The following is a 25,509-nucleotide window of genomic DNA, read 5'->3' on the forward strand; positions in this document are numbered from 1 at the left end:
GGCCGGGCTGGTGGGCGAGGCTCGGTGTGGCCGGGCGGCTGGTGCCGGTTCGGTTCGGCGCTCGCAGGCAAGCGGCTCGCGCCGGTAGGCGCTTCGGCGCGGCCAGGCGGGCCTCGCCGGGGTGCGGCTCAGTGGCTGGGCGGCCCGTGCCCATGGGCGCGGCTCGGCGGGGCGGCCCATGCCGGGGAGTGCGGCTCAGCGTGGCCAAGCGGCCCGGACAGCCTTCACCGCGGCCTCCTCGTCCGCGCCGAGATCCCGGGCCTGGGCCGCGAACTCCGCGGCCGCCGCGGTCAGCAGGGCCTCGCGGTCGGGGCGGCCCGAGGGGACCGTCACCACCGTGCCGCGGGCGCGGGCCGTGGTCACCCAGCCCGCCGACTCCAGCTCGCGGTATGCCCTCGCCACCGTTCCCGATGCCAGGCCCAGGTCCCGGGCCAGCTGGCGGATCGGCGGCAACCTGGTCCCTTCCGGCAGCGCCCCCGTTGTCGCCGCGCGGATCAGCTGGTCGTGGACCTGCCGCCAGGGCGGTACGCCGTTCTCGGTGTCTACGACGATCTTCACGCCGTCGCCGGCCGGTGTCTTGCCGGGGCCGTCACCGCCAGGAACGCCGCCAAGCCGGCCACGACCGCCAGGAACGAGCCGAAGTCGCCCACCGGCCAGCCGATCGCCGTGCACGCGCCGATGCCCAGGCCGACCGCCACGCGCGCACTGCGGCGGCGCAGCGCCAGGTCGGCCCGCGCCGCGCCCACCGCCGGGCGGCGCACCGCCAGCAGCGTGATCGCCGCGCTGACCAGTGCCGTGCCCGCGGCCACCGCCAGCAGTTTCCACTGGGCCGTCAGCCCCAGGTGCACCAGTGATCCCGCGGCCGCCAGCACGCCCAGCACCAATATCCACGCCGGGACGACCCCGAGCAGCGTCCGTGGCGCCAGGTCGGCCTCGCGGCGCGGGCCGCGGGACGGGCGCTGCGCGAACAGCTCGGCGATCAGGCCGCCCAGCAGCAGCGTCGCCAGGATCGAGCCCGTCGTCGTGTCGTCGAGCAGCGGCGGGATCGCCAGGAACAGCCACGGGTACCAGAGCCGGCGCCGCTTGAGGTAGCGGACGGCGAGGCCGACCTCCCCGGCGTCGGGCTCGGCCACGCCCCACCGCTCCAGCAAGCGCTTACCGTGCTTCTGCCCCGGCCAGAGCACGATCAGGATCGCCAGCCCGAGCACGCCCGTGAACAGGGCGACGGCGAGCACGTTGTCCCACGGCATGCGGTTCCTCCTCGGCTTGTATCAACCACATGATACAAGATTGCGGCGTAACCGCAGCGCGGGCCGGTCGTTGGAGGTTCGTCCGTTCGTACGCACGGCACCGTGCAGTCGGCGGGACACTTGTCAGCCGATCGCAGCCAAGTGGCGAAAAATTGTCACCGCGATGACAACAAATCGGTTTTCCTTCACGGGTGTGACACGTTTGGCGTTAGTTTTTCGATGTGTCGGTTGTCATCCGTGCAACAGGCACGGTTACCCGGCCGTGTGATGCTCGCGGCCGGTGTCCCGGGGCGGAGCGAAGGAGCTGCGATGTCGGTGGAGCGCGGATTCGATCACGCTGCACCGCCGCCCACCGCCGCTCTCCCGCGCAAGCTGGCCGACATCCTGCGGCCGGAACTGGCGAGCCTGGCTGCTGAAATCGTCGAAGAAATCCGCGCGACCATCCCGGCGTACGCGCGTCCGCTCGACGGGCCCTACGGCAAGTCGATCCGGGCCGGCGTCGAATACGCGATCACGTTGTTCGTCGCGCAGATCGCCGACCCGACGGTGTCGAAGGAACAGTCCCATGAGGTGCACCACCGCCTGGGGCAGAACGAAATGCGCGAAGGCCGCAGCCTCGACACGCTGCAGTCGGCCTACCGCGTGGGCGCGCGAGTGTCGTGGCGGCGCATCATGCGCGTCGGGCGGCGCAGCGGCCTCTCCTCGGCGGTGATGTCCCAGCTGGCCGACGCGATGCTGGCGTTCATGGACGAGCTCGCGTCCGTCGCGCTCGACGGCTATCTGGAGGCGAAGGCGCGCACGGCGGGGGCGCTGGACACCTGGCGCCGCAAGCTGCTCCACCTGATCCTCGAGACGCCGCCCGCCTCCCCGAAAGCGATTGCCGAGCTGGCCCAGCTGATCGGCTGGCCGGTCCCGTCCGACGCGACGCCGGTCGCGGTCTGCCCCGCGGGCGGTGTCGCCCCGGCCCGCCGGCACGCGGGACTGGACGCCGACGTCCTCGCCGAACTCGACACGCCGGACCCGAAACTGGTCGTCCCGGGCGAGCTGAGCAGCGCCCGCCTGGCGGCGCTGCAGGTGGCGCTGCCGGACTGCCGCCTGGCGATTGGCCCGTGCGTCCCGCTGGCTTCGGTCGCGGATTCCCTGCGCTGGGCCCGGAACGCGCTGCAGCTGGCCGAGCGCGGCGTCCTGGCGGCGCGCCCGGTGCTGCGCGCGGAGGAGCACCTGGCGACCCTGCTGGTCAACTCGGACACGGGCCTGGTCGGCACGCTGCGGCACCGCTTGTTCGCGCCGCTGGCGGACATGACCGGCAAGCAGCAGGAGCGGCTCCTGGAGACGCTGCGGGCGTGGCTGGACAGCCAGGGCAACGTGGTCGAGATCGCCGAGCGCCTCGGCGTGCACCCCCAGACGGTCCGCTATCGCATGCGCCAGCTGCAAGCCACGTTCGGCGACAGTCTCCGCGACCCGGCGGCGCGGTTCGAGATGGAACTGGCGCTGCGGGCGGGTGCTGCCCCGCTGCCGTTGCGGTACCCGGTGAGCGACCTGCTGCCGTCGCCGCGCGCCGGCGGATCACGTCCACAGTGGACGTCGCAGCAGCCGTGACGGCGGAGTCCTCAGTGGACCCGCGGGAGCCCGTCAGGTCACCGGCAGGTCCGGGGTGAACGCGGTGTTCTGCGCCGGGCTGGTCACCTTCAGGGTGCAGGTCATGACCCACGTCACCCAGGTGTTGCTGGGAGCCCGGTGGAACTGCAGGCCCAAGGAGAACGGCGAGCCCATGCGGAACACGACCGCGCCGGGGGTGCCCGCCGTGAACGACTGGGCGCCGCCGTAGAACTCGATCTGCCCGGTGAGCGGGGGCCAGTACTGGTCGGGGATGACGGCGCCGGTGCTCGAGACCGGCGCGGCGTTCGTCGCGGTCACCGGGATCATCCCGCTGCCGCGGACGCCGTCGTAGCCGAGGACGCGCAGCAGGCTGCGCGCGGTGCTGCCGAGGTAGATCGTCCCGGAGATGCCGGTGATCGAGAAGGTGCTGCCGGCCGCGACGGCGTCCGGGCCGGTGAACTCCTCCACCGCGGTCATCTGCTGGGGCGAGACGCCCGGGAGCGTGCAGTTGTAGAGCACGCCGGGAGGTGAGCTGAACGTCGTGTCCGCCCACGCCGGGGCGGCGGTTCCGGTGAGGACGAGGACCGTCGCGGCGGCCGTCGTCAGGAAACGGCGGATGTTCACGTGCCCCTCCAGGTGTGCCTCAGTTCGGGTGCTTCGCGACCGCCTTGTTCGCCGCCGCCCCGGCCGTGCCCGGCGGGGGCGGGAGGGTGTCGGGCGGGCAATTGGTGTGGTCGGGCTCGGTGCACCCGTTCAGGTTGTAGGTGTCGATGAAGGCCTGGTTGCCCCAGCCCGTGCTCATGCCGCTGAGCAACGGCGTCAGGTCCTGGCCGCCGGCACCGCAATCGCGGAAGGGCGGCAGGTAGAAGCCCTTCTCCGGATCGGTCCGGACGTGACCGGTGGTGAACGGGTCGTAGCGACCGGTGATCTCGAGCGACACCGGCTCCTTCGTCACGCAGTCGGGGCCGACGTCGAGCGGGACGCCGTTGACCTTCGCGCTGCTCAGCCTGCCCATCACCTTCAGCTCGGTGCGCAGGTTCGTGTAGCCCTCGTCGTCGGTGAACAGGCCGCCGCCGACCTCGATCATCTTGCTGTTCTGGTAGTCGACGGGCAGGAACTCGACGGTCGCGGTCACCGGCACGAACCCGAAGCCGAGGAACGTGGTGGTCGCCGGCTTGAACACCGCCGCCCCGGAGACCCGGGACTCGCCGGTGTCGATGTTCACCGTGAAGAACGCGTTGAGCAGGATGGCGGGATCGGCGACGACGGTCGCGCCCAGCCGTGCGACGGTCGACCTCGTCATGACGGTGATGAGGCCGAGCGGCACGGTGTATTCGTTCGGCGGCGGATCGTCCTCCAGCGCGGCCGAGGCGCCGAGAGCGGCCTTCTGCTCGGCACCCGGCTTCGCCGGCGGCTGGACGAGGATCGTGCCCAGCGTCGTCTGCTGGTCGGGGTCGAGGGTGCACGCGATCGGCGGGGCCGGTGGCGCCGCGGGGGCGTCGGGCGTCTCGGGCGTGGCCGTGGCGGGCGCGGCCGCGGCGGGAACGGCGGCCAGCGCGAGCTTCGGCGCGGTGACGTCGAAGGTGACCGAGCCGATGGTGTTGATCGCGATGTCCGGCACGGCGCCGGTGGCGGTGAGGGTGACGTCGCCGGTTTCCGGCAGGGGCGTCGGCGCCACGGCGAGGGCGACCGGGATCTGGTCCGAGCGCTCGCCCTGGTGCACGCCGAGGGCGAGCTGCACGGCGCCCTGCAGCGAACCGGCGGTGGCGCCGGCGGGCAGCAGCGAAAGCGCGACGTCGCGGGGGAGGCTGAACTGCGCGGAGTACTGGCCGATCGTCGCCGAGGTGCCGGTCTTCGCCAGGGTGGGCAACGTCGCCGTCGTCGCGACGGTGAGCTTGCGCGAGCCGAGCGGATCGGCGAAGGGACAGGTCACCGAGACCGACGTCGTCGCCGTCTTCTCCGGCGGTTCCGCGGGGGCGGGAGCGGCCGAACCGACCCCGGTCAGTGCGCCGTTGGCCGCGGAGAGCAGGCCGACGGCCGCCAGCGCGGTCACCGTGACGGAGCGGGGCCGGACTCGACGGGGCATCGGTTTCCCTGGTGTGTTCGGAAGCGGGGACGGGAGAACCCGGTGCGGGCCCGGCGAGGGGCCCGCACCGGGAACCGGCGTCAGGAGACGGTGATGCTCGGGCTGAACGCGGTGTTCTGCGCCGGGTTGGTGACCTTCAGGGTGCAGGTCATCGTCCACGGCGTCCAGGTGTTGTTCGCCTTCTTGTGGAACTGCAGGTTCGCCGTGACGGTGGAGCCCATCGACAGCGTGTCGGTGCCCGGCGTCGCCGGCGCGGTGTAGGACGGGACGCTGGACGTCGCGACCTGCGAGATGTTCACCGTGATCGGGCCGCCGGCCGGGTAGATGGTCTGCGGGATGTCGAGCCCGGTGGCCGCCGGCTGCGACAGGGTGCCCGAAGCCGCCGTCACCGGCACCGTGGCGGTGCCCTGGATGCCGTCGTAGCCGACCGCGGTGAGCAGCGCGTGCACACCGGCGCTGATCGTCGCGGAACCGCCCACGTTGACCGGGGTGAGGGTGCCGCCCGCCGCGACGGTGTCGTCCGCGTCGAGGTGCGAGGTGACGAGGACCGGCTGCGGCGTCACGCCGGGGAAGGTGCAGGTGTAGGTCAGGGGCGTGGTGCCACCGGCGGTGTAGGTGACCGTGGCGGCGGCCGCGGTGCCCGCGGTCAGCACCGCGATGGCGCCGACGGCGGTAGCGGTGGTCGCGATTCCGGCGGACAGCCTGCTGAGTCGGGACATACCCATCTCCTTTGATTCAGTACAGTCTCGGCTTTGGCTGATCGATTGCTCGCCGTCGTAGCTCTGTCGATCACGTTCGCCCGCCCCCATTGCCCCGAGCGGCGGGACGTGAATTCACCGACGTGCGAGGTGGAGGTCCATCTGCCGGGAATGAGGCTACTCGCGAGTTCATTACGGAACAAGACTTTGTGGCATCGTCAGTCCGCCGCCTCGGGGCGGCTCGGGTTTCTTGTTCACCTCCGCGCAGGACCGACGGCGCTTTCATCGGATTTTGACAAAGAACCACCGCGTGGCCGAACGGCCGTAGGAACGGTCTACCATTCACGATCTTGCCGAAGCAATCTGGGATAACGAAACGCGAGAAAGGAGGCTACCGTGCCACTTGCTTCACGTTGTGAACGGGTATCGCTCAGGGGAGCCGCATTGACGGTCTCGGCGGCGCTGGCCGTGTCGCTCTGCGCGTCGCCGGCGTCCGCGGCCACCCCGGGCGGGGTGATCGGCTGGGGGAAGCAGGACTTCGGCGTCGTGGTCCCCCCGGCGGAGGCGCTGACCGGGGTCACCGCCGTGTCGGCGGGCTCCACGACCGTGCTCGCGTTGAAGGGCGGGACGGTCCTCGCGTGGGGCGCGAACAACTGGGGCGCCAACGAAGTGCCGGCCGCGGCGCTGTCCGGGGTCGGCCAGATAGCCTCGGGCTGGGGCCACGAGCTCGCCCTGAAGAACGGCCAGGTGCTGGCCTGGGGCAACGACTGGTACGGCCAGACCGACCTGCCCGCCTCGGTGGCCGGCGGCGTCACCGCGATCGCGACGTCGTACCTGCACAGCCTGGCCCTCAAGCAGAACGGCCAGGTGGTGAGCTGGGGCAGCCGGACCGACGTGCCCGCGGCCGCGCAGTCCGGCGTGACCGCGATCGCCGCCGGCTCCGACCACAACCTGGTCATCAAGAACGGCGGCGTGCTGGCGTGGGGGAACAACTCCTACGGGCAGGCGACCGTGCCGGCCGGCCTGACCTCGGGCGTCACCGCGGTTTCCGCCGGTGCCCAGCACAGCCTGGCGCTGAAGGACGGCCGCGTCTACGCGTGGGGCCGCAACAACTACGGCCAGGTGACCGTCCCCGACGCGGCCCTGTCGGACGTCGTGGCCATCGACGCCGGTGCCAACCACAACCTGGCCGTCAAGGCCAACGGCGACATCGTCGCCTGGGGCTCGAACCTGGTCGAGGAAACGGCCCCGTACCTGCTGCCGTGCGGGCCGATCCTCGCCGTCTCGGCGGGGGAGAACGACAGTTTCGCGCTGAAGGAAAACCCCAGCGCGCCGTGCTGAGCGGGCGGGTGGCGGGCGGGGTGCCCGCCACCCGTGTGTCAGCTCGCCGCGTTGGGCGTCAGGGTGAGGTTGATCTTGTTGCCCGGACCCGAAACCAGCGCGCCGAGCGCGAGGTCGGCGACCCAGCAGTTGGTGAACTCCGGGATCGTGTAGTCGGCCGAAACAGTGATCGGCGAGAAGATGTCGATGTCCTTCGCCACCAGGTTCAGTTCGATCGGGGTCTTCGTCTTGCAGGAGCCCGGCACCGTGGGCAGCGGGATGACCGGCGCGAGCAGGCCGACCCAGATGTTGCTGATCTCCATGTTGGCCTTGGCGTGCGTGGTCAGGGTGGCGTCGGCCAGGGTGCCGGTGGCCGGGCCGAGCGGGATCACCTTCACCGTCGCCTTGATCCTGAACAGGCCGGAAACCAGGGAGATGTTCGCCTGCGACGGCGGCAGGCTCAGGTCCGCGCTCAGGCCGACTTCGCCGGTCTCGTCGTTGACGAGCAGGTTCCCGGCCAGGGTGCCGGGGCCGAGGTTCATGGTGCTGCCGGTCTTCTTCACCACGGTGTTGCCGGTCACCGCGAAGGAGACTGGGAACGGGATGACCTCGGCCGACGCCGGGGTCGCGGTGACCACGGTCATCGCCACGGTCGCCGCCGACGTGAGCACGGCCAGTCTCTTCAGCTTCGTTGCCACGGACATGGGTGTCCTCCTTTTGCGTTTCCCGGCCGTTTCCGGGTGCTCCCGGAAACGGTGACGTGCGGTATTGCGGCGGACCGGGTCAGCGGGGTTCGAGCTCGGTGATGACCCAGCCGCCGGTGGTGTGCTCCGCGGTCACGGAAAGCTGCGCCGCGGCGCTGTCGGTCGCATTGTTGTCGGCCCGGACGGCTGATTGATCGAGAAAGACGAGTAACCGCGCGTGACCATTTTCGAGGGTTTGGACGGCGATGGCCGAAACGCGCGAAGTGAGCACGAGTTTCTGTTCCGGAGCTTTGCGCCTGACTTCGGCGAAGAGCTTGTCGTAGGAATCCTTGGCCGGCCCGCGCAGGACGGCGGCGGCGGCCTTTTCGGTGACGTCGGTCCGGTCGTAGGAATAGGAGAAGATCCGGTTCACGGCGAGGGTGACCGCGGAGGTGACATCGGCGGTGGCCCCGACATCGGTGAGCGCCAGGTTCGCGGCGGCGGGGGTGTTCGCGGCGGAGCGGGCTTCGAGGGTGAACCAGACCCCGGCCCCGGTGAGGACAACGGCGGCGGCGAGGAGGAGCACGGGAAGGCGGCGCCAGCCGGGGCGGGGCTTGACGGGGGCGGCGGCGGTCTCGGCGGCTTCGCGTTCGGCTTCGGCTTCGGCGGGCTCATCGTCGGCGGTGGCGGCGGGCTCGCCGTCGAGGGTGGCGGCGCTGCCGGGCTCGGTCGCTTCGCCGTCTGCGGTGGCGGCACTGTCGGGTCCGGTGGGCGGCTCGCCCGCGGTCGCGCGAGTCGCCTCGGCGGCCGGTGGGCCGTCGGCGGTGCCGCCGACGGCCCACCGGCCGTCTGCGGTGGCCGAAATGCTCTCTTCGGCCGCGGCGGCGGGACCATCGGCAGCCCCACCCGCGCCGGTCCCACCCGCGTCGGTCCCGATCGCGCCGGACCCGATCGCGCCGGACCCGATGGCACCGGACCCGATCGCGCCGGGTCCGATCGCGCCGGATCCGATCGCGCCGGACCCGATGGCACCGGGCCTGCTCTCAGCCGTGTTCGCGCTAACGGCCCCAGACTCCGCCGCCGACTCCTCCGCGGCCGTCCTCGTGCGGCTCATCGGGCACCCACCGGCAGCTGGTCGAGCGCGCTCAGCTTCCACCCCTCCGGCGTCCTGCTCAGCGCTGCCGCGAAGCGGTTGCGCTTGACCGCCGGGGCCGTTCCCTGCTTGGCCATCGTGATCTCCACCGAGGCCAGCAGCTTCGCCGTGCCCGCGTGTTCGTCCAGTTCGCTCAGGCCGGCGTCCAGCACGCGGCCCGTGGCCACCGTGGCGTTCGCCGCCAAGGTCTTCTTCGTCGTCTCGTCCGTGCGGGCCAGCTGGTCGTGCAGCGGGCCCGTCGAGGCCGCCAGCCACTTGCCCAGGCCGCCGTCGACGTCGTGGTAGTCCAGCGTGTTCAACTCCGCCACCAGCGTGCGGCCGGCGGTCAGCGCCTCGTCGCGGGCCGTCCCGTACGTCACCGAGGACGCGTGGGCCGCCGCGTACCACGAATAGCCCGACCAGCCCGCGAACACGGCCGCCGACGCGGCCAGCACCACCGCCGCCACCTTCACCGCAGCCACAGCATCTCCTCCAGGCTCGTCGCCGTCGCCTGCGTTCCGAGCCCCAGCGGGCCGGTCAGCCCGCCCGGCAGCACCGCGGCCGGGACCGGCGGGTGCGGCGCGTTCTGCGAGCCGCGCACCGAGCTCGGGTTGCCGTACGGCAACGTGCAGGCCGCGTCGGTGTTGAACGGCATCGGCGAGAGGTCGTTGCTCGGCCGGCGCGGGGTCTTCTCGTAGCCCTGGGTGCACGGCGGCGGGTCGTTGAAGTTCAGCACCAGGCCCATCCGCAGCTGGTCGCCGCGGTCGTTCAACGCCGACCCGACCGTCGCGACCGCGCGGGGCACGTCCGACAGCAGCTGCTCCTCCGCCGCGGTGCGGGTGCCGAACACCCGGGCCGTGGTCAGCAGGTTGGCCAGCAGGATCGGCAGGCCCGGGTCGTTCTCCTTCAGCAGGCCGCCGAGCTCGGACGCCGCCGGCGGGGCGGCCGCGATCAGCCGCCGCAGGTCGCCGTCGGAGCTCGCCAGCTGCTGGGCGAACACCTTGGCGTTGCTGCTGAACGACCGCCACTGCGCGGAGGAGTCGAGCTGCGTCCGCAGCACCGTCGCGCCGTCGCCGATCAGCTTCGACGTCTGCGGCAGGTGGCTGCTCGCCTCCTGGGTGAACGTCGTCGCCGAGTCCATCAGCGTCTGCAGGTCCGGGCCCGCGCCGCGCAGGGCGTCGTCGAGCTCGTTCACCACCGTGCGCAGGTCCTGCGTCGGCACCGACGCGGTGAACGAGTCCAGGTCGGTCAGCAGGCTGTTCACCGGCAGCGGCAGCGTCGTCGACTCGCGCCGGATGACCGAATTGCCGTCGAGGTAGGGCGCGTCCGCCGTGCGCGGTTGCAGGTCGACGTACTGCTCGCCGACCGCCGAGCGGTTCGCGACCACGGCCCGCGAGTCCGCCGGGATGGGCGGGGCGTCGTCGTCGATCAGCAGGTCCGCCTCCGTGCCGGTGACGGTGAGCCGCAGCTCGCCGACCCGGCCGACGGCGACGCCGCGGTAGGTCACCTCGCCGTTGGTGAACAGCCCGCCGCCCTCGGCGAGCTCGAGCTTCACCGTGTAGCTGCCGGACCCGAACAGCCGGCCCAGCCCGGCGTAGTTCGCGCCGACGAACGCGGTCGTGGCCAGCGCGATCACGACGAACAGGACGACCTGGACGCGGACTCTGGTGCTCAGCATCAGCGGCCTCCGGTGGCGACCGGGGTGGTGCTGCTCGGCAGCGGGAAGACGGGCAGGCCCGGCGGGACACCCTCGCCGAGCGGGGGCAGCGGCACGCCGGGCGCCGGGATCATCGACGCGTAGGCGTTGACGTAGTCGCCCTTGATCGCGCCCAGCACCGAGTCCGGGAACGGGAACGTCGGCAGCATCTGCAGCGACTGCGGCAGGTCCTTCCCGGCGTCGGCCAGCTGCTGCAGGATCGGCGCCAGCGCGCGCAGGTCGGCCACCATGTCGGCGCGGCTGCGGTCGACGACGTCGGTGGCCACCGTGCCGAGCCGGTCCAGCGCCTGCAGCATCGACACGAGCTGGGTGCGCTGGTCGGTGAGCGTTTTCAGGCCCGGCGTCAGGTCGGTCAGCGCGCCGGAGATCTGCTCGTGCCGGTTGGCCAGGGTGCCCGAGAGCCGGTTCAGCCCGTCGAGCGCTTCGGTGATGTCCGAGCGGTGCGCGTCCAGGTCGGTCATCAGGGTGTTCACCCCGGAGAGGAACGACCGGATCTGGTCTTCGTTGCCGTCCATCACCTTCGACAGTTCACGGTTGATCGTCTGCAGCTGCCCGATCCCGCCGCCGTTGAGCAGCAGGGAAAGCGCGCCGAAGATCTCTTCGAACTCGGGGTTGCGGTTGGTGCGGTCCAGGGTGATGGTGGCGCCGTTCGCCAGCCGCCCGGTGCCGGCGGTCTTCGTGTCACCGTCCGGCGGGGCCAGCTCGACGAACTTCTCGCCCAGCAGACTGGACTGGCGCAGCCGCGCGACCGCGTTGGCGGGCAGGACGACGTCGCCGTTGACCTCCAGGACCGTTTCGGCCGTCCAGCCGTCCCCGCCGAGGCGGACTTCGCGCACCCGGCCGACCGGGACGTCGCCGACCTTCACCGCGGCCTGCGGCACCAGGTCGAGGACGTCGGCGAACTGCACGGTCACCGAGTACGGGTGGTCGCCGACGTCGGCACCGCCCGGCAGCGGCAGGTCGTAGACGCCCTTGAACTCACCCGCCGAGCAGCCCGCGAGCGTCAGGCAGCCGATGGTGACGACGGCAAGAACCCGTTTCATCGCCCGCCCCCGTTCGTGTACACGTCGCCGGTCACCGGCAGCGGCAGCGGCTGGAGGTAGTAGTCGAAGACGCCGCGGCCGAGCACCCGCCCGGTGGCCGGGTCGACCGACTGGAGCACGTTCGTCACCGCCAGCGGTGCGACGTCGAGCGTTTCGGCCAGGGACGCGCGCTGCTCGACGAGGGTCCGCGTGGTCGTCACCAGGTTGTCCACATTGGCCTTGAGCGCGCCGCGGTTGTCCCGGATGAACGCCTGGACGTCGCCGAGCGCGCGGCCGAGGCCTTCGAGCGCCCGGGCCAGCTCGCCGCTGTTGGCGGCCAGGGTGCCGGAGATCTGGGCCAGCTGCTGGTTGACGTTGCTCACCTGGCTGTCGTTGGTGGCCAGCATGGTGGTGAACTGCTGCAGCTCGGTCACCGTGCCGAACAGGTCGTTCGAGTTGCCGGCCAGCGTGCGGGCCAGCTGGGCGAAGTTGCGGACGCTGTCGTTGAACGCGCGGCCGTTGCCCTGCAGGGTCTGCGCGCCGGTCTTCAGCAGGTCGGACAGCGCGCCCTGGGAGTTGGCGCCGTTCGGGCCGAGGGCCTTGGAAATCGTGTCGAGGCTGGCGTAGAGCTGGTCGAGCTCCACCGGGGTGGCCGTGCGCTGGACCGGGATCGTCGCGCCGTCCGGCAGCCGCGGCCCGCCGCGCGCCGGCTTGCCGAACTGCAGGTACCGGTCGGCGACGACGCTGGGGGCGATCACCAGGAGGGTGGTGTCCTCGGCGACGCCGACCGAGCCGTCGACGCTCATGTCGACCTGCACCTGCTCGCCGCGCGGGGTCACCGAGTCGACCTGGCCGATCCGGACGCCGAGCACGCGGACGTCGGAGCCGGGGTAGACGCCGACCGCCCGGGTGAAGAACGCCGTGACGTGGTGCTGGCCGGAGCCGGAGAACACCCACCACAGCGCCGCCGAGACGACGAGGGCGAGCAGCAGGGCGGCGGCGACGAACCGGCTCGCCAGGACGCCGGCGCGGGTGGTGGTCAGCGCGCTCACTTCGCTCCTCCCTGGGGTTTCGGCGGGGTGCAGGGGTCGTGGTTCTCGGGCAGCAGCCCGCAGAGGTAGGCGTCGATCCAGTGGCCGTTGCCGGTCGTGTTGGTGAGCACCCGGAAGTACGGGCCGGCCAGCTGCAGGCCTCTGGTCAGGTTGTCGTTCTGCCGCTTGAGCAGGTCGGTGACCTGGTTGAGCGACTGCAGGGCGGGCTTGAGCGCGTCGGAGTTGTCCCGCACCAGCCCGCTGAGCTGATCGGCCAGCCGGGCCGAGCCGTCCAGGAGGTCCCGGATCGCGTCGCGGCGGCTGTTCAGCTCGGTGAGCAGCAGGTTGCCGTCGCCGATCAGCTTCTCGAAGTCGTCGTTCGAGTTCGCCAGCGTCGTGGTCAGCTTCCGGGCGTTGGCGAGCAGTTCGGCGATCTGGCTGTCGCGGCCGGCCACCGTCTTCGACAGCTGGCTCAATCCGTCGAGGGCGCTGCGGACGTGCTCGGGGGAGTTGCGGAAGGTGTCCGACAGCGTGGTGAAGCTGTCCGCGAGCTGCTTGGTGTCGATCGCGCCCACGGTGTCGGCGAGGCCGTTGAAGGCGTCGGTGACGTCGTAGGGCGTGACCGTCCGGGTCCGCGGGATCGGCCGGTCCGGGTCCTGGACGTCGTCGCCGGTGGGGTTCAGCGCGAGGAACTTGCGGCCCAGCAACGTCTTGATCTTGATCTCGGCCGACGTGCGGTCGCCGATCCAGGCGTTCTTGACCCGGAAGGAGATCAGGACGTGGTCGTCGGCCAGCGCGACCGTGCGGACCTCGCCGACCTTGATGCCGGCGATCCGGACCTCGTCCTCGGGCTGCAGGCCGGCGGCCTCGGAGAACTCGGCCTCGTACGTCGTGCCGCCGCCGACGATCGGCAGGTTGTCGTAGTTGAAGGTGAGGGTGAGCAGGGCGGCCAGCCCGACGCTGCCCACGACGCCGAGGGTGATCGGGTTGCGTTCCTTGAAGGACTTCACGATCCGCACCTCGCCGTGTCGGTCCGCACTCCGCGCGGGGGCGAGGCTTCGAGCGTGGCGCCGCAGAGGAAGAAGTTCATCCACGATCCGTAGGAGGCGGTCCGGCCGATTTCGCCGAACTTCACGGGCAGGTTGGTCAGGAAACTGTCCACATCGGACTGGTTCTGGGCCAGCGTGCCCGCGACCTGCCGCAGGCCGTCGATGCTGTCCTTCAGCGGCGGGCGGGCCTGCTCGAACAGCCCGGCGGTGGACTCGGTCAGCGCGCCGATCCCGCTGATGGCGTCGCCGATCGCGGCACGGTCCCCGGCCAGCCCGGAAACCAGCTGACGCAGGGTCGACACGAGGTTCGCCAGCGCGTCGCCCTTGCCGTTGACCGTGCTCAGGACCGTGTTGAGGTTCCCGATCACCTCGCCGATCACCTTGTCGCGCGAGGCCAGGGTGGTGGTCAGCGAACCGGTGTGCTGCAGCAGGCTCTCGACGGTGCCGCCTTCGCCCTGCAGCACCTGGACGATCTCGCCGGAGAGCTCGTTGACGTCGTTCGGCGACAGCGCCTGGAAGAGCGGTTTGAAGCCGTTGAACAGATCGGTGAGGTCGAGCGCGGGAGTCGTGCGGTCCAGCGGGATCTCGGCGCCCACGGGCAGCTGCTCCCGGGTGCCGGTGTTCCCGCGTTCCAGCGCGACGTACCGCTGGCCGACCATGTTGCGGTACTTGATGACCGCGCGGACGTCGGCGGGCAGGCGGCGGCCCCGGTCGAGGGAGAACGCGACCACGGCCCGGTTGCGGTCGCCGATGTCGAGGGACTCGACCTGGCCGACGCGGACCCCGGAGATGCGCACGTCGTCGCCGGCGTTGAGCGAGGTCGCGTCGAGGAACTTGGCCGTGTAGCGCTCGTCGGCGCCGACACCGGAGTTCGTGATGGAAATGGCGAGCAGGGCCGTGGCCAGTGCCGTGACGGCGATGAAGACGAGGCTCTTGATCAGCGGGCCGGCGATGTTCCTCACTTGAGCGTCACCTCCGTGCCGCGGTAGAGCGGCCCGACGAGCACGCTGCTCCAGGCCGGGACCTCGGCGGCGGGCACCCCGACCGACGGCGCGAGCAGCGTCGACAGCAGCTGCTCCTCCTGCGGCGAGTTCGGGAGCCCGAGGTCGCCCTGGCCGCCGGTGAGCAGCGGGTGCGCCGCGGTGCCGGGAGCCGCCGCGGCGGTGCCGATCGTGGGGGAGACACCGGACGGGTAGCACCGCGGCTCGCCGCCGCCGGTGAACCGCGGGTCGTCCCGGCCCGGCAGGTACTTGCCGCTGTCGGGCAGGACCGCGACTTCGCCGTGCAGGCCCGGTTCCTTCGTGCCCGCGCCGAGCACCTTGTCCATGGAGCCTCTCAGTGCGTTGAGCGAGCCGATCGTGCAGGCGAAGCTGGGGGAGTACTTCGCCGCGATCTCCAGCGGCGCACGGCTGTCGGCGGCCAGGGAGATGAGGTTGTCCCGGTTGGTGGCGAGGAACGTGGTGATCTCCTGCGACGACGACGTCACCTGCTGGTACACCCCGGCCAGGTCGGCCTGCTTCTCCTGGACCGTGCCGAGCGTGACGGCGGAGTCGGTGAGCGCGTCCAGGAGGTCCGGTGCGATGTCGCCGTAGAGGCGGGAAACCGTCGCGAGGTCCCGCACGTCCGAGGTCAGCTGCGGGAGATCGGGGTTGAACTCCTTGAGGTAGTCCGCGGCGGTGTCGATGGTCCGCCCGAGCTGCTCGCCGCGTCCCTCCAGAGCCGTCGAGACCGCGGTCAGCGTGGTGGCCAGCTTCTGCGGCTGGACCGCCTGCAGGACCGGCAGCAGGTTGTCGAAGACCCGTTCCAGCTCGACCGCGTTGGCCGAACGGTCCTGCTCGATGACGTCGCCGGCGACCAGGTGCGGGCCCCGCTCGCCGTCCGGGATGGACAGCTGGACGTACCGCTCGCCGAACAGCGTCTTCGGCACGAGCAGCGCGGAGACGTTGCGGGGCAGCATGTCCACCTTGCCCGGTTCGAGAGCAAGCGCTATCTCGGCGCCCTGCGGCGTCGCCCGGACGTCGCGGATCTCGCCGACGAGCACGCCGCGGGCCTTGACCTGACCGCCCGGCGAGAGCTGGTTGCCGATCCGGCTCGCCTTCAGCGTCACCGGGACGGTGGTGACGAAGTCCTTGTCGTACACCTTGATGGACAGCGTCACGAGGACGCCCATCACGACCAGGAACAGCACACCCGCGGTGCGGACCCCGGCCTTGTGGCGGGTTTCGCGTCTCATCCGGCCACCTGCACGGTCGTCGTCGCGCCCCAGATCGCCAGGGACAGGAAGAAGTCGAGGACGCTGATCGCGACGATCGCGGTCCGGACCGCGCGGCCCACCGCGACACCGACACCGGCCGGGCCGCCGCTCGCGCGGAAGCCGTAGTAGCAGTGCGCCAGGACCACCACGACGCTGAACACCAGGACCTTCCCGAACGACCACAGCACGTCGCCGGGGGGCAGGAACAGCAGGAAGTAGTGGTCGTAGGTGCCGGCGGACTGGCCGAAGAACCAGACAGTGACCTGCCGCGAAGCGAGGTAGCTCGACAGCAGCCCGATCGCGTAGAGCGGGATCACGGCGAGGAAGCCGGCGATCACCCGGGTCGTCACCAGGTACGGGACACTGGGGATGCCCATGACCTCGAGGGCGTCGATCTCTTCGGAGATCCGCATGGCGCCGAGCTGGGCGGTGAAGCCGCAGCCGACGGTGGCGCTCAGGGCGAGGCCACTGACCAGCGGCGCGATTTCGCGCGTGTTGAAGTAGGCGGAGACGAACCCGGCGAACGCCGACGTCCCGACCTGGTTCAGCGCGGAGTAACCCTGGAGGCCGACGACCGTGCCGGTGGCGACGGTCATCCCGATCATCACGCCGATCGTGCCGCCGATGACGGCCAGCGCGCCGCTGCCGAAGCTGACCTCGGCCAGCAGGCGGACGACCTCGCGCAGGTAGCGGTGCAGGGCCCGCGGCGTCCAGGCGATCGCGCGGAGGAAGAAGAGGATCTGGTCGCCGAGCGTGTCGAGGAAGCCGAACCGGCGGTCGACGGCCTCGCGTACCCGAGCCGTTCTCGGGAGGTCCGTGGTCGTCACTTCTCAGCTCCCCTTGGGCGGGACGAGTTGCAGGTAGACGGTGGTGAGGATCAGGTTCAGCACGAACAGCAGCAGAAACGTGATGACCACGGACTGGTTGACCGCGTCGCCGACACCCTTCGGGCCGCCCTTGGGGTTGAGGCCGCGGTAGGAGGCGACCACCCCGGCGACGAAGCCGAAGATGAGGGCCTTGATCTCGCTGATCCACAGGTCCGGCAGCTGGGCCAGGGCCGAGAAGCTCGCGAGGTAGGCGCCCGGGGTGCCGTGCTGCATGATCACGTTGAAGAAGTAGCCGCCGAGCACGCCGACGACGCTGACCATGCCGTTGAGGAAGACCGCCACGCCCATCGCGGCGAGCACCCGCGGCACGATCAGGCGCTGGACCGGCGAGACGCCGAGCACCTCCATCGCGTCGATTTCTTCGCGGATGGTGCGGGAGCCGAGGTCGGCGCACATCGCGCTGCCGCCGGCGCCGGCGATGAGCAGGGCGGTGACGATCGGGCTGGCCTGCTGGATGATCGCCAGCACGCTCGCCGCGCCGGTGAACGACTGCGCGCCGATCTGCGTGGTCAGCGACCCGATGTGCAGCGCGATCACCGCGCCGAACGGGATCGAGACCAGCGCCGTCGGCAGGATCGAGACGCTCGCGATGAACCAGAACTGCTGGATCAGCTCGCGTACCTGGAACGGGCGGCGGAAGGTCAGCCGGACGACGTCGAAACCGAGCCCGTAGAGCCGGCCGGTCTGCCGCAGTGCGGCCGCCCCCGGGAACGACGCCGTCGTCGTCCGTTCGGCCATTCGTGTGCCTCCAGCGGTTTCGGCGGCACGCCGAATACACCCGAGTCGACCAAGGGGAAATGGTCCGAATGGGGTAACAAATTCCGGCCATTCACGGTCTCGGGGGCACCGTGCCGTTTCCTACTGGTCGGTACGCTAACGACGGCCTTGCTGGGAGACAAGAACTTGAGCAGGATCACGGGGTCACGGGCTGGTAACCACACATTTCTTGTCCGACGCTGACAAACGGTCCCGATCTTGTTGTCAACAGAGGAAAAGAAACTTACCTCCGGCGCGCGTCCCGCCTTGACAATACGTCCCCGCCTGTCAATTCCTGCGTGCTTGAAGGGTCGACACGCGTGTCGACCCTCTGATCACGTGTGTCGACCCTTCCGGCACGTCAGGACTTGAGGGCGGCGAGGAGTTCGTAGGAGCGGATGCGGTCGGCGTGGCCGTGGACCATCGTGGTGACCATCAGCTCGTTCGCGCCGGTGTCGGCCAGGAGCTGCTCGAGTCCCTTTTGGACGGTTTCCGGCGAGCCGACGATGCTGGACCCGAAGCGCTCGGCCAGGAACGCGCGGTCCATCTCGGTGTACGGGTACTCCGCGGCCTCTTCCGGTGTCGGCAGCGCGATCGGGCGGCCGCGGCGGAGGCTGAGGAACGTCAGCCCGGACGGACCGGCCAGGAACCGGGCGCGCTCGTCGGTTTCGGCGGCGACCACGGACACGCCGAGCATCACGTACGGCTCGTCGAGCACGCCGGGCCGGAAGTTCTCGCGGTACAGCTGCACGGCCGGGATCGTGTTCTCCGCGGCGAAGTGGTGCGCGAAGGAGAACGGCAGCCCGAGCCGTCCGGCCAGCTGGGCGCTGAACCCGCTCGAACCGAGCAGCCACACCGGCGGCTGGTTGCCCTCCGCCACCACCGCGTTGACGCCGCGCGCCTCCGAGTGGGTGAAGTAGCCGATCAGCTCCTGCAGGTGCTCCGGGAAGTTCTCCGCGGACAGCCCGCCCGGGCCGCGCAGCGCCAGCGCCGTCCGCTGGTCGGTGCCGGGCGCGCGGCCGATGCCGAGGTCGATCCGGCCGGGGTGGAACGCCTCCAGGGTGCCGAACTGCTCGGCGACGACCAGCGGCGCGTGGTTGGGCAGCATGATGCCGCCCGACCCGACGCGGATGCGCTCGGTGGCGTCGGCGACGTGCCCGATCAGCACGACCGTGGCCGAGCTGGCGATGCCGGGCATGTTGTGGTGCTCGGCCAGCCAATAGCGGTGGTAGCCCAGCCGTTCCGCGGCGCGGGCGAGGTCCAGGGTGTTGCGCAGCGTCTCGCCGACGGTGTTCCCCTCCGAAACCGGGGACAGGTCGAGCACGGACAGCGGCACGTCAGGCAGTGAGCTCACAACCGGGGTCAACGCCCCGGTGCCGCCATTGCTTCCCGCAGGGCCGCCGGATCTCCGCCGCGGAACGTCACGACGCCGTCCGGGCGCACGAGCAGCGCGTCGGCCGGGGCGTCCGGGCAGGTGGCGGTGACGATCTTCACCCCTGGTCGCGCGGCTTCCCGTAGGTCGGCGCGGTCGGCGAAGTCGAACAGCACGGTCCGCGCGGCCCGCATGATCTCCGCCACTCGGGTCGGCTCGCCGCCGACCGTCAGCGGCAGGTCGGGGACGTACGGCAGCTCGTCGGCGTCCCGCAGGAGCCCGCCCAGGTGCCGGGCCGCCTCGGGAAACGCGGCCAGCTCGCCGAAGAGCGTCCGCAGGGCGTCCCCGTCCTCGCCGGTCAGGCGATCCAGGAGGGCCTGGACGCGGGTCTGCGTCAACGTCCGCGCCGCGACCGGGTGCCGTTCGGCGTGGTAGCTGTCGAGGAGGCTGTCCGGCGCCGAACCGCGGACGACGGCGGCGAGCTTCCAGCCGAGGTTGACCGCGTCCAGCAGCCCGACGTTGAGCGACGACCCGCCGGCGGGGAAGAGGTGGGCGGCGTCGCCGGCCAGGAACACGCGGCCGGCCCGGTACCGCTCGGCGAGCCGCGCCGAACTCGCCGTCCGCGACAGCCAGAGCGGTTCGCCGAGCGGCAGGTCGCTCCCGAGGACCCGGCTGACAGCGTCGCGGAACTCCTCCAGGGTCGGCTCGCCGACCGGCTCGGGGGCCACCTCGCGGACGCCGGCGATCACCACGCCGGGCGCCAGCGACGTCACCAGCACGCGCCCGCCGGGACGGCGGTTCCAGCCGCGCGCCAGCCCGGAGCCGAACAGCGGGAGGTTCCCGCGGAAGTGGCCGAGGCGCAGGAGCTCGCCGTCGGTGGTGCCGGGGAATCCGATGCCGGCCAGCTCGCGGACGCGGCTGTGCGCGCCGTCGCAGCCGACGACGTACCGCGCGTCCAGGCGGTGTTCGCCGTCCGGGCCGCGCACGGTGCCGAGGTCGACGAGTTCGTGCCCGCGCCGGATTTCGGCGCCGAGTTCGAGTGCGCGTTCGGTCAGCAGTGCCTCCATCCGCGGCTGCTGCAGCGTCAGTCCGGGCACGGGCGTGGTCACCGGCACCGGCCCGAACGGGAAGCCGGGGAAGGGGCCCGCGAACGCGGTCTCGGCCCGGAACCGGTCCAGCAGCCCCCGGTGGTCGAGCTGCTCGACGATCCGGCCGGCGAGCCCGTTCGCCCGCGGCCGCTCGTCCGGCGCGGCCCGCCGGTCGAACACCACCACCTCGGCCCCGCCGAGCCGCAGCTCCGCCGCCAGCATCAGGCCCACCGGGCCCGCTCCGATCACCGCGATTTCCATGACGCCCTCCCGGCTGTCAGTTCAAACTGACGACCATGTCAGGCTAGACTGACACACCGTGGAAGCGGAAGAGCTTTCGGGACGCGTCTCGGAAACGGACCCGGCGGTGGCGTTGCGGGCGGTGGGTGCCCTGCACCGGCTCGCCGAGCAGGTCGAAGCGGCGGCCGTCGCGCACGCGCGGCGGCAGGGCTGGTCGTGGGAGCAGATCGGGGACGCGCTCGGCGTCGCCCGGCAGTCCGTGCACGCCAAGTACGGGAAGTGAGGCCCTCGTGCTGGACCGGCTGATCGCCAAGAGCCCGTTCGCCGCGGTGGTGACGGCGGCCCTGGAGGAGTCCCGCCGCCGCGGCGACCGGCGGCTCGGCACCGAACACCTGCTGCTGGGCCTGCTGCACGACGCCGGCAGCGCGCGCACGCTCGGCACGAGCCTGGCCGAGGCCCGCGCGGCCCTGGACCGCCTCGACCGGGCCGCCCTGGCGGCGCTCGGCATCGAGGTCGAAGGCCTCCGCCCGCCCGAAGTCCCGCTGCGGCGCGGGAAGCTGACGCCGGGCGCGCTGACGTCCGGGGCGCGCGCGGTCGTCAACGAGGCGATCCGCGGGACACCGCGGCCGCGTGATCCGGCGCAGCTGCTGCGGGTGCTCGTAACGCTGTCACCGCCGGATCCGGCGGCCGATCTGCTGGCCGAACTGGGCGTGTCCGCCGAAGCCGTTCGCCGGCGGCTGGATTCGCCTCCGTGACCGCGCGGGATTGGCTACGGTGGGCCGATCGGAAAATGAACAACAGGAGGACCGGTTGCCGCGTCCCGAGCGCCCCTTGGATCCCGGAGACGATCTGCTGATCGAATTCGCCGCCGATCTCCGGCGGTTGCGCGAGAGCGCCGGGAATCCGACCTACCGCGAGCTGGGACGGCGGGCGCACTACTCGGCCGGGACGCTGTCGGAAGCGGCCGGCGGGCGGAAACTCCCCAGTCTGGCCGTCACCTTGGCCTACGTCCGGGCCTGTGGCGGGACGACGGCGGAATGGGAGGAACGCTGGCACGCCGTCGCCGACGAGTCGCGGGCGGACGGTGCCGATTCACCGCCGGAGCCGGAATCCGGCGAAATTCCGCCGTACGTCGGGCTGGCCGCTTTCGGCCCGGCCGACGCCGGTCGTTTCTTCGGCCGGGAACGACTTGTCGAAAAGCTCGTCGAACGACTCGCGAGACAACGTTTTCTCGCCGTCCTCGGCGCATCCGGCTCGGGGAAATCGTCCCTGCTGCGGGCCGGTCTGCTGCCGTCGGTGAAGGGGCCGGTCGTGCTGCTCACGCCGGGGCACCGCCCGCTGCAGGAGTGCGCGGTCAAGTTCGCCGCCGCGCTCGGCGTGGCCCCCGGCGCCCTGCTCGACGACTTCGCCGCGCACCCGCGCAACCTCGGCCTCGCCGCCCGTCAGCTGGCCGACGGCGAAGACGAGGACGTCGTGCTGGTCGTCGACCAGTTCGAAGAGGTCTTCACCCTCTGCCAGGACGACCGGGAGCGGGCCCGTTTCCTCGACGCGCTCGTCACCGCGACCACCGAACCCGGCAGCCGCACCCGGGTCGTCCTCGGCATCCGCACCGACTTCTACACCCACTGCGCGCGGCACGCCGAGCTCGCCGAGGCCATGCAGGACGCCCAGATCCTGGTCGGCCCGATGACGACCGAAGAGCTCCGGCAGGCGATCTCGCGGCCCGCCGTCGACACCGGCTACCGCGTCGAGACGGGCCTGGTTTCCCGGCTCGTCGCGGACGCCACCGGCCAGCCCGGCGTGCTGCCCCTGCTCTCGCACGCGCTGCTGGAGACGTGGCGGCGGCGCCGCGGCACCACGCTGACCCTCGCCGGGTACGAGTCGACCGGCGGCATCGAGCGGGCCATCGCGCAGACGTCGGAAGGCACCTTCGCGAAGCTCTCGGCGCGTCAGCAGCGGCTGGCGCGGCAGATCTTCCTCCGGATGACCGCGCTCGGAGAAGGCACCGAAGACACCAAGCGGCGCATCGGCCGCGCCGAGCTCGACGCCGACGACGAGGACACCGCCGTCGTCCTCGGCGAGCTGGCCGCGGCCCGGCTGGTCACCCTCGACGACACCGGCATCGACATCGCCCACGAGGCCCTCATCCGCGGCTGGCCGCGGCTGCGCGAGTGGCTCACCGAAGACCGCGAGGGCCTGCGCGTCCACCGGCAGCTCACCGAGGCGACCGGCGCTTGGGAGGCCGTCGACTCCGACCCGGGCTGGCTCTACCGCGGCACCCGGCTGGCGATCGCCCGGGAGTGGGCCGCGCGCCAGGACTCGGCGCTGTCCCAGCGGGAACGGCGGTTCCTCGACGCCAGCCTCGCCGTCGAGCACGCCGAACAGGAACGCGACCGCCGCCGCACCCGCCGGCTGCGCCAGCTGGTCGCCCTGCTCGCGGTGCTGCTGGTCTTCGCCGTGGCCGCCACCGTCTACGCCGTGCGCGCCGAGTCCACGGCCACCGAGCAGCGCAACGACGCGCTCGCCCAGAAGGTGGCCGGGCAGGCGCTGGCCATGCGCGCCACGAACCCCGCGCTGGCCGCGCAGCTCGCGCTCGCCGCGTACCGCCTGGACCCGGGGGCCGACGAGCGCAGCGGCCTGCTCGGCATGTTCGGCTCGCCGTACGCGACGCGCCTGTCCGGGCACACCGGCCGGGTCAACACCGTCGCCCTCCGCCCGGACGGGCAGGTCATCGCCACGGCCAGCTGGGACGGCACGGCCCGGCTCTGGGACACGCGCGACCCGCACCACCCGGTGCCGCTGGGTGTGCTCGCCGGGCACCAGGGCAACGTGAACAACGTCGCCTTCGCGGCCGACGGCCGGACCGTCGCCACCGCGGGCTTCGACGGCACCGTCCGCGTCTGGGACGTCTCGGACCCGGCGCGGCCGGGTCCCGGCACGACGATCGAGCGGCACGAGGGCAAGGCCTACGCCGTGGCCTTCAGCCCGGCCGGACCGCTGTTGGCGACCGCCGACGTCAAGGGCACGATCCGGTTCTACGACACGACCGACCCCGCGCACCCGCGGCCGTCGGGGGAGCTGACCGGGCACACGTCCTACGTCAACAACCTCGCCTTCAGCGGCGACGGCCGGCTGCTCGCCTCGGCGTCGGCCGACAAGACCGCGCGCGTCTGGGACGTCGCTGCGCGGACGCAGCTCGGCGTCGTGGCCGGGCACACCGACGTCGTGCACTCGGTCGCCTTCAGCCCGGGGCGGCCGGTCCTCGCCACGGCGAGCCAGGACCAGACCGCGCGGCTGTGGGACATCGCCGACCCGGCCCACCCGGGGCCGCTGGCGTCGCTGACCACGCACAAGGCGACCGTGCGCTCGGTGGCCTTCACCGCGGACGGGCGCACCCTCGCGACCACCGGCTTCGACCGCACGGCCCGGCTGTGGGACGTCGCCGACCCGCGGCAGCCCCGCGAGCTGCAGTCGCTGTCCGGCCACATCGGCGCGGTCGTCTCGGCGGTGTTCACCCGCGACGGCCGCACCCTCGCGACGGCCAGCGACGACCAGTCGGCCCGGCTCTGGGACCTGCCCGGCCCCGCGATCCCCGCGCACACGGCCCAGGCGTGCCACGTCGCCTACGGGGCCGGGGGCAAGCTGCTGGCCTCCGGCAGTTACGACAAGACGGTGCGGCTGCACGACCTCACCGACCCGCGCGCGCCGCGGGACCTGGCCACGATCGGCGGGTTCGGCGACGCGGTCTGCGGTGTCGCCGTCAGCCCGGACGGCCGCACGCTGGCCACCGGCAGCTGGGACCACACGATGACGGTGCGGGACATCACCGACCCGGCCCGGCCGGGGCCGCCGGTGGTGTTCAACCGGCTCCACGACGACATCGACGCGGTCGTGTTCAGCCCGGACGGCCGCCTGCTCGCCACCGCGGGCGACGGCCACACGGCCCGGCTGTGGGACCTGGCCGACCGCCTCCGGCCGGTGGAGATCGCGAAGCTGGAGGGCCACGACGACGACGTCCACACGATCGCGTTCAGCCCCGACGGCCGGACGCTCGCCACGGCGGGCTGGGACCACACGGCCCGGCTCTGGGACATCTCGGCGCCCCGCGCCCCGCGGCCGCTCGCGAAGCTGGCGGGCCACACGGACACGATCTTCTCGATCGCCTACAGCCCCGACGGCAAGCACGTCGCGACGGCGAGCGCGGACCGCATGGTCCGCCTCTGGGACATCACGGACCCGGGCCACGTACCGCCATCGGAGGTGCTGGACGGCCACGCGGACGTCGTCATGTCGGTGTCGTTCAGCGGCGACGGCCGAACGCTGGCCTCGGGGAGCTACGACCGCACGATCCGGCTGTGGGACGTCGCGTCGGCGGCGCCGTACGCGGTGTTGCCGGAACAGCGCGACCGCGTCTACGTCGCGCAGTACGCGCCGAACGGCCATACGCTGGCGGGAGGAGGCGCGGACGGCACGGTGCGGTTCTGGGAGGCCGACCCGGACCGCGCGGCCGAGCGCATCTGCGCGGCGGTGTCACCGCGGATCAGCGAGGCGGAGTGGAACGACAGCTTCCCGGACCTCGGATACGCCCCGCCGTGCCCCTGACCGGGGTGGGCGTGGTTGTTCGGCGTTGTTGTTCGGTGCTTGAGCGCGGACACCGAACAACCCGGATCGAGTAGACATGCCCTCGGACGATGTCGTCCCACGACGTTCATTTCACCGGGGGTCTGAAGGGCTCCTTCGAGGAAACGGGAACCCGCCACCCGCTCCGCGAAGGGGCCCTTCAGCGTTTCACCGGCTCTCCGGGGACGCCGGCTGGTCTCTGCTCGGCGGTGCAGCTCAGGTTGCTCGGGTGCCCACCACCCCGAAGCCGTGATTGTCACTACGGACGGTGGTACCGCGTCAAGGCGGGAAAGCGTGCCTTGACCCGGCACCACCGTCCGCGTGCTGGCTTCGGATCGGGGCGGTGGGGGAGGCCTGGGCGGGGCGCAAGTCCGGCGTCGGCGTGCGGTTCGAGTTGGTGAAGGGCGCTGCGACTTTGTTGCAGGACCCGCCCTTCCTGGGTGGGGCTTCGGCGAGTCGGTCGCTGCTGCCTGGAGGAAAGGATCCGTGCCCACCACCCCGAAGCTCGATTGTCACTACGGCCGGTGGTACCGCGTCAAGGCGGGAAAGCGTGCCTTGACCCGGCACCACCGTCCGTGTTCTGGCTTCGGATCGGGGCGGTGGGGGAGGTCTGGGCGGGGTGCGAGTCCGGCGTCGGCGTGCGGTTCGAGTTGGTGTAGGGCGCTGCGACTTTGTTGCAGGACCCCGCCCTCCCTGGGGAGGGCT

The 25,509-nt window shown here is 71.8% G+C and carries 23 protein-coding genes; 5 read left to right on the forward strand and 18 right to left on the reverse strand.

Annotation, left to right across the window (positions count from 1 at the left end):
• Positions 1 to 195: 195 nt before the first annotated feature.
• Positions 196 to 558 carry a GntR family transcriptional regulator gene (locus ACWEF6_RS24865; protein ID WP_449685143.1) on the reverse strand — a complete coding sequence of 121 codons (363 nt, stop codon included), beginning with the start codon at positions 556 to 558 and terminating at the stop codon, positions 196 to 198.
• Positions 555 to 1,250, reverse strand: a complete 696-nt coding sequence (locus ACWEF6_RS24870) for a hypothetical protein (RefSeq protein WP_449685144.1) — start codon at positions 1,248 to 1,250, stop codon at positions 555 to 557. Before ACWEF6_RS24870 ends, ACWEF6_RS24865 begins: the two co-directional genes overlap by 4 nt.
• Positions 1,251 to 1,559: 309 nt before the next feature.
• Here ACWEF6_RS24870 and ACWEF6_RS24875 point away from each other — a divergent pair, with 309 nt between their 5' ends.
• Entirely contained in the window at positions 1,560 to 2,849 is a 1,290-nt protein-coding gene (locus ACWEF6_RS24875; protein WP_449685145.1) for a PucR family transcriptional regulator, read from the forward strand.
• 33 nt (positions 2,850 to 2,882) lie between these two features.
• Here ACWEF6_RS24875 and ACWEF6_RS24880 read toward each other — a convergent pair whose 3' ends face one another.
• The 3 genes from ACWEF6_RS24880 to ACWEF6_RS24890 form a co-directional block, all read right to left on the reverse strand.
• Positions 2,883 to 3,473, reverse strand: coding sequence for a DUF6801 domain-containing protein (locus tag ACWEF6_RS24880; RefSeq protein ID WP_449685146.1), 591 nt, complete (start codon positions 3,471 to 3,473; stop codon positions 2,883 to 2,885).
• Between the two features lie 19 nt (positions 3,474 to 3,492).
• Complete coding sequence (locus tag ACWEF6_RS24885; protein ID WP_449685147.1) at positions 3,493 to 4,935, reverse strand: DUF6801 domain-containing protein; 1,443 nt, start codon at positions 4,933 to 4,935, stop codon at positions 3,493 to 3,495.
• Between the two features lie 80 nt (positions 4,936 to 5,015).
• Positions 5,016 to 5,654, reverse strand: coding sequence for a DUF6801 domain-containing protein (locus ACWEF6_RS24890; RefSeq protein ID WP_449685148.1), 639 nt, complete (start codon positions 5,652 to 5,654; stop codon positions 5,016 to 5,018).
• Between the two features lie 423 nt (positions 5,655 to 6,077).
• On the opposite strand from ACWEF6_RS24890, the gene ACWEF6_RS24895 reads away from it, so the two are divergent.
• On the forward strand, positions 6,078 to 6,974 hold the full coding sequence (locus ACWEF6_RS24895) for an RCC1 domain-containing protein (protein ID WP_449685149.1): 897 nt from the start codon (positions 6,078 to 6,080) through the stop codon (positions 6,972 to 6,974).
• 38 nt (positions 6,975 to 7,012) lie between these two features.
• Here ACWEF6_RS24895 and ACWEF6_RS24900 read toward each other — a convergent pair whose 3' ends face one another.
• The 13 genes from ACWEF6_RS24900 to ACWEF6_RS24960 all read right to left on the reverse strand — a co-directional run bounded on the left by ACWEF6_RS24900 (position 7,013) and on the right by ACWEF6_RS24960 (position 20,205).
• Entirely contained in the window at positions 7,013 to 7,657 is a 645-nt protein-coding gene (locus ACWEF6_RS24900) for a hypothetical protein (RefSeq protein WP_449685150.1), read from the reverse strand.
• A gap of 79 nt (positions 7,658 to 7,736) precedes the next feature.
• A complete protein-coding gene (locus tag ACWEF6_RS24905; RefSeq protein ID WP_449685151.1) occupies positions 7,737 to 8,750 on the reverse strand; it encodes a hypothetical protein in 1,014 nt (337 codons plus the stop codon).
• On the reverse strand, positions 8,747 to 9,250 hold the full coding sequence (locus ACWEF6_RS24910) for a hypothetical protein (protein WP_449685152.1): 504 nt from the start codon (positions 9,248 to 9,250) through the stop codon (positions 8,747 to 8,749). Before ACWEF6_RS24910 ends, ACWEF6_RS24905 begins: the two co-directional genes overlap by 4 nt.
• Entirely contained in the window at positions 9,238 to 10,446 is a 1,209-nt protein-coding gene (locus ACWEF6_RS24915; RefSeq protein ID WP_449685153.1) for an MCE family protein, read from the reverse strand. The genes ACWEF6_RS24910 and ACWEF6_RS24915 overlap by 13 nt, the downstream gene beginning before the upstream one ends.
• Positions 10,446 to 11,528 carry an MCE family protein gene (locus tag ACWEF6_RS24920; protein ID WP_449685154.1) on the reverse strand — a complete coding sequence of 361 codons (1,083 nt, stop codon included), beginning with the start codon at positions 11,526 to 11,528 and terminating at the stop codon, positions 10,446 to 10,448. Before ACWEF6_RS24920 ends, ACWEF6_RS24915 begins: the two co-directional genes overlap by 1 nt.
• A complete protein-coding gene (locus ACWEF6_RS24925; RefSeq protein ID WP_449685155.1) occupies positions 11,525 to 12,559 on the reverse strand; it encodes an MCE family protein in 1,035 nt (344 codons plus the stop codon). Before ACWEF6_RS24925 ends, ACWEF6_RS24920 begins: the two co-directional genes overlap by 4 nt.
• Positions 12,556 to 13,548: an MCE family protein gene (locus ACWEF6_RS24930; RefSeq protein ID WP_449685156.1), complete on the reverse strand. Its 993-nt coding sequence runs from the start codon at positions 13,546 to 13,548 to the stop codon at positions 12,556 to 12,558. Before ACWEF6_RS24930 ends, ACWEF6_RS24925 begins: the two co-directional genes overlap by 4 nt.
• On the reverse strand, positions 13,545 to 14,549 hold the full coding sequence (locus tag ACWEF6_RS24935; protein ID WP_449685157.1) for an MCE family protein: 1,005 nt from the start codon (positions 14,547 to 14,549) through the stop codon (positions 13,545 to 13,547). Before ACWEF6_RS24935 ends, ACWEF6_RS24930 begins: the two co-directional genes overlap by 4 nt.
• Positions 14,546 to 15,820 carry an MCE family protein gene (locus ACWEF6_RS24940; RefSeq protein ID WP_449685158.1) on the reverse strand — a complete coding sequence of 425 codons (1,275 nt, stop codon included), beginning with the start codon at positions 15,818 to 15,820 and terminating at the stop codon, positions 14,546 to 14,548. The genes ACWEF6_RS24935 and ACWEF6_RS24940 overlap by 4 nt, the downstream gene beginning before the upstream one ends.
• The gene (locus tag ACWEF6_RS24945; RefSeq protein ID WP_310974598.1) at positions 15,817 to 16,668 is read right to left on the reverse strand and encodes an MlaE family ABC transporter permease; all 852 of its coding nucleotides are present in this window, start codon (positions 16,666 to 16,668) and stop codon (positions 15,817 to 15,819) included. Before ACWEF6_RS24945 ends, ACWEF6_RS24940 begins: the two co-directional genes overlap by 4 nt.
• A gap of 3 nt (positions 16,669 to 16,671) precedes the next feature.
• The gene (locus tag ACWEF6_RS24950; protein WP_086843216.1) at positions 16,672 to 17,466 is read right to left on the reverse strand and encodes an MlaE family ABC transporter permease; all 795 of its coding nucleotides are present in this window, start codon (positions 17,464 to 17,466) and stop codon (positions 16,672 to 16,674) included.
• Positions 17,467 to 17,845: 379 nt separating this feature from the next.
• On the reverse strand, positions 17,846 to 18,838 hold the full coding sequence (locus tag ACWEF6_RS24955) for an LLM class flavin-dependent oxidoreductase (protein ID WP_449685159.1): 993 nt from the start codon (positions 18,836 to 18,838) through the stop codon (positions 17,846 to 17,848).
• Positions 18,839 to 18,846: 8 nt separating this feature from the next.
• Positions 18,847 to 20,205 (reverse strand): FAD-dependent monooxygenase, encoded by a 1,359-nt coding sequence (locus ACWEF6_RS24960; RefSeq protein ID WP_449685160.1) that lies wholly within the window; start codon positions 20,203 to 20,205, stop codon positions 18,847 to 18,849.
• Positions 20,206 to 20,263: 58 nt separating this feature from the next.
• On the opposite strand from ACWEF6_RS24960, the gene ACWEF6_RS24965 reads away from it, so the two are divergent.
• The 3 genes from ACWEF6_RS24965 to ACWEF6_RS24975 are packed head-to-tail and all read left to right on the forward strand — an operon-like array spanning position 20,264 to position 24,786.
• Positions 20,264 to 20,467, forward strand: a complete 204-nt coding sequence (locus tag ACWEF6_RS24965; protein WP_449685161.1) for a hypothetical protein — start codon at positions 20,264 to 20,266, stop codon at positions 20,465 to 20,467.
• A 7-nt stretch (positions 20,468 to 20,474) separates the two neighbouring features.
• Positions 20,475 to 20,939, forward strand: a complete 465-nt coding sequence (locus ACWEF6_RS24970; RefSeq protein WP_449685162.1) for a Clp protease N-terminal domain-containing protein — start codon at positions 20,475 to 20,477, stop codon at positions 20,937 to 20,939.
• 55 nt (positions 20,940 to 20,994) lie between these two features.
• Positions 20,995 to 24,786: an nSTAND1 domain-containing NTPase gene (locus ACWEF6_RS24975; protein WP_449685163.1), complete on the forward strand. Its 3,792-nt coding sequence runs from the start codon at positions 20,995 to 20,997 to the stop codon at positions 24,784 to 24,786.
• The last annotated feature ends 723 nt before the right edge of the window (positions 24,787 to 25,509 follow it).

This window comes from Amycolatopsis sp. NPDC004772 (genome assembly GCF_053601215.1).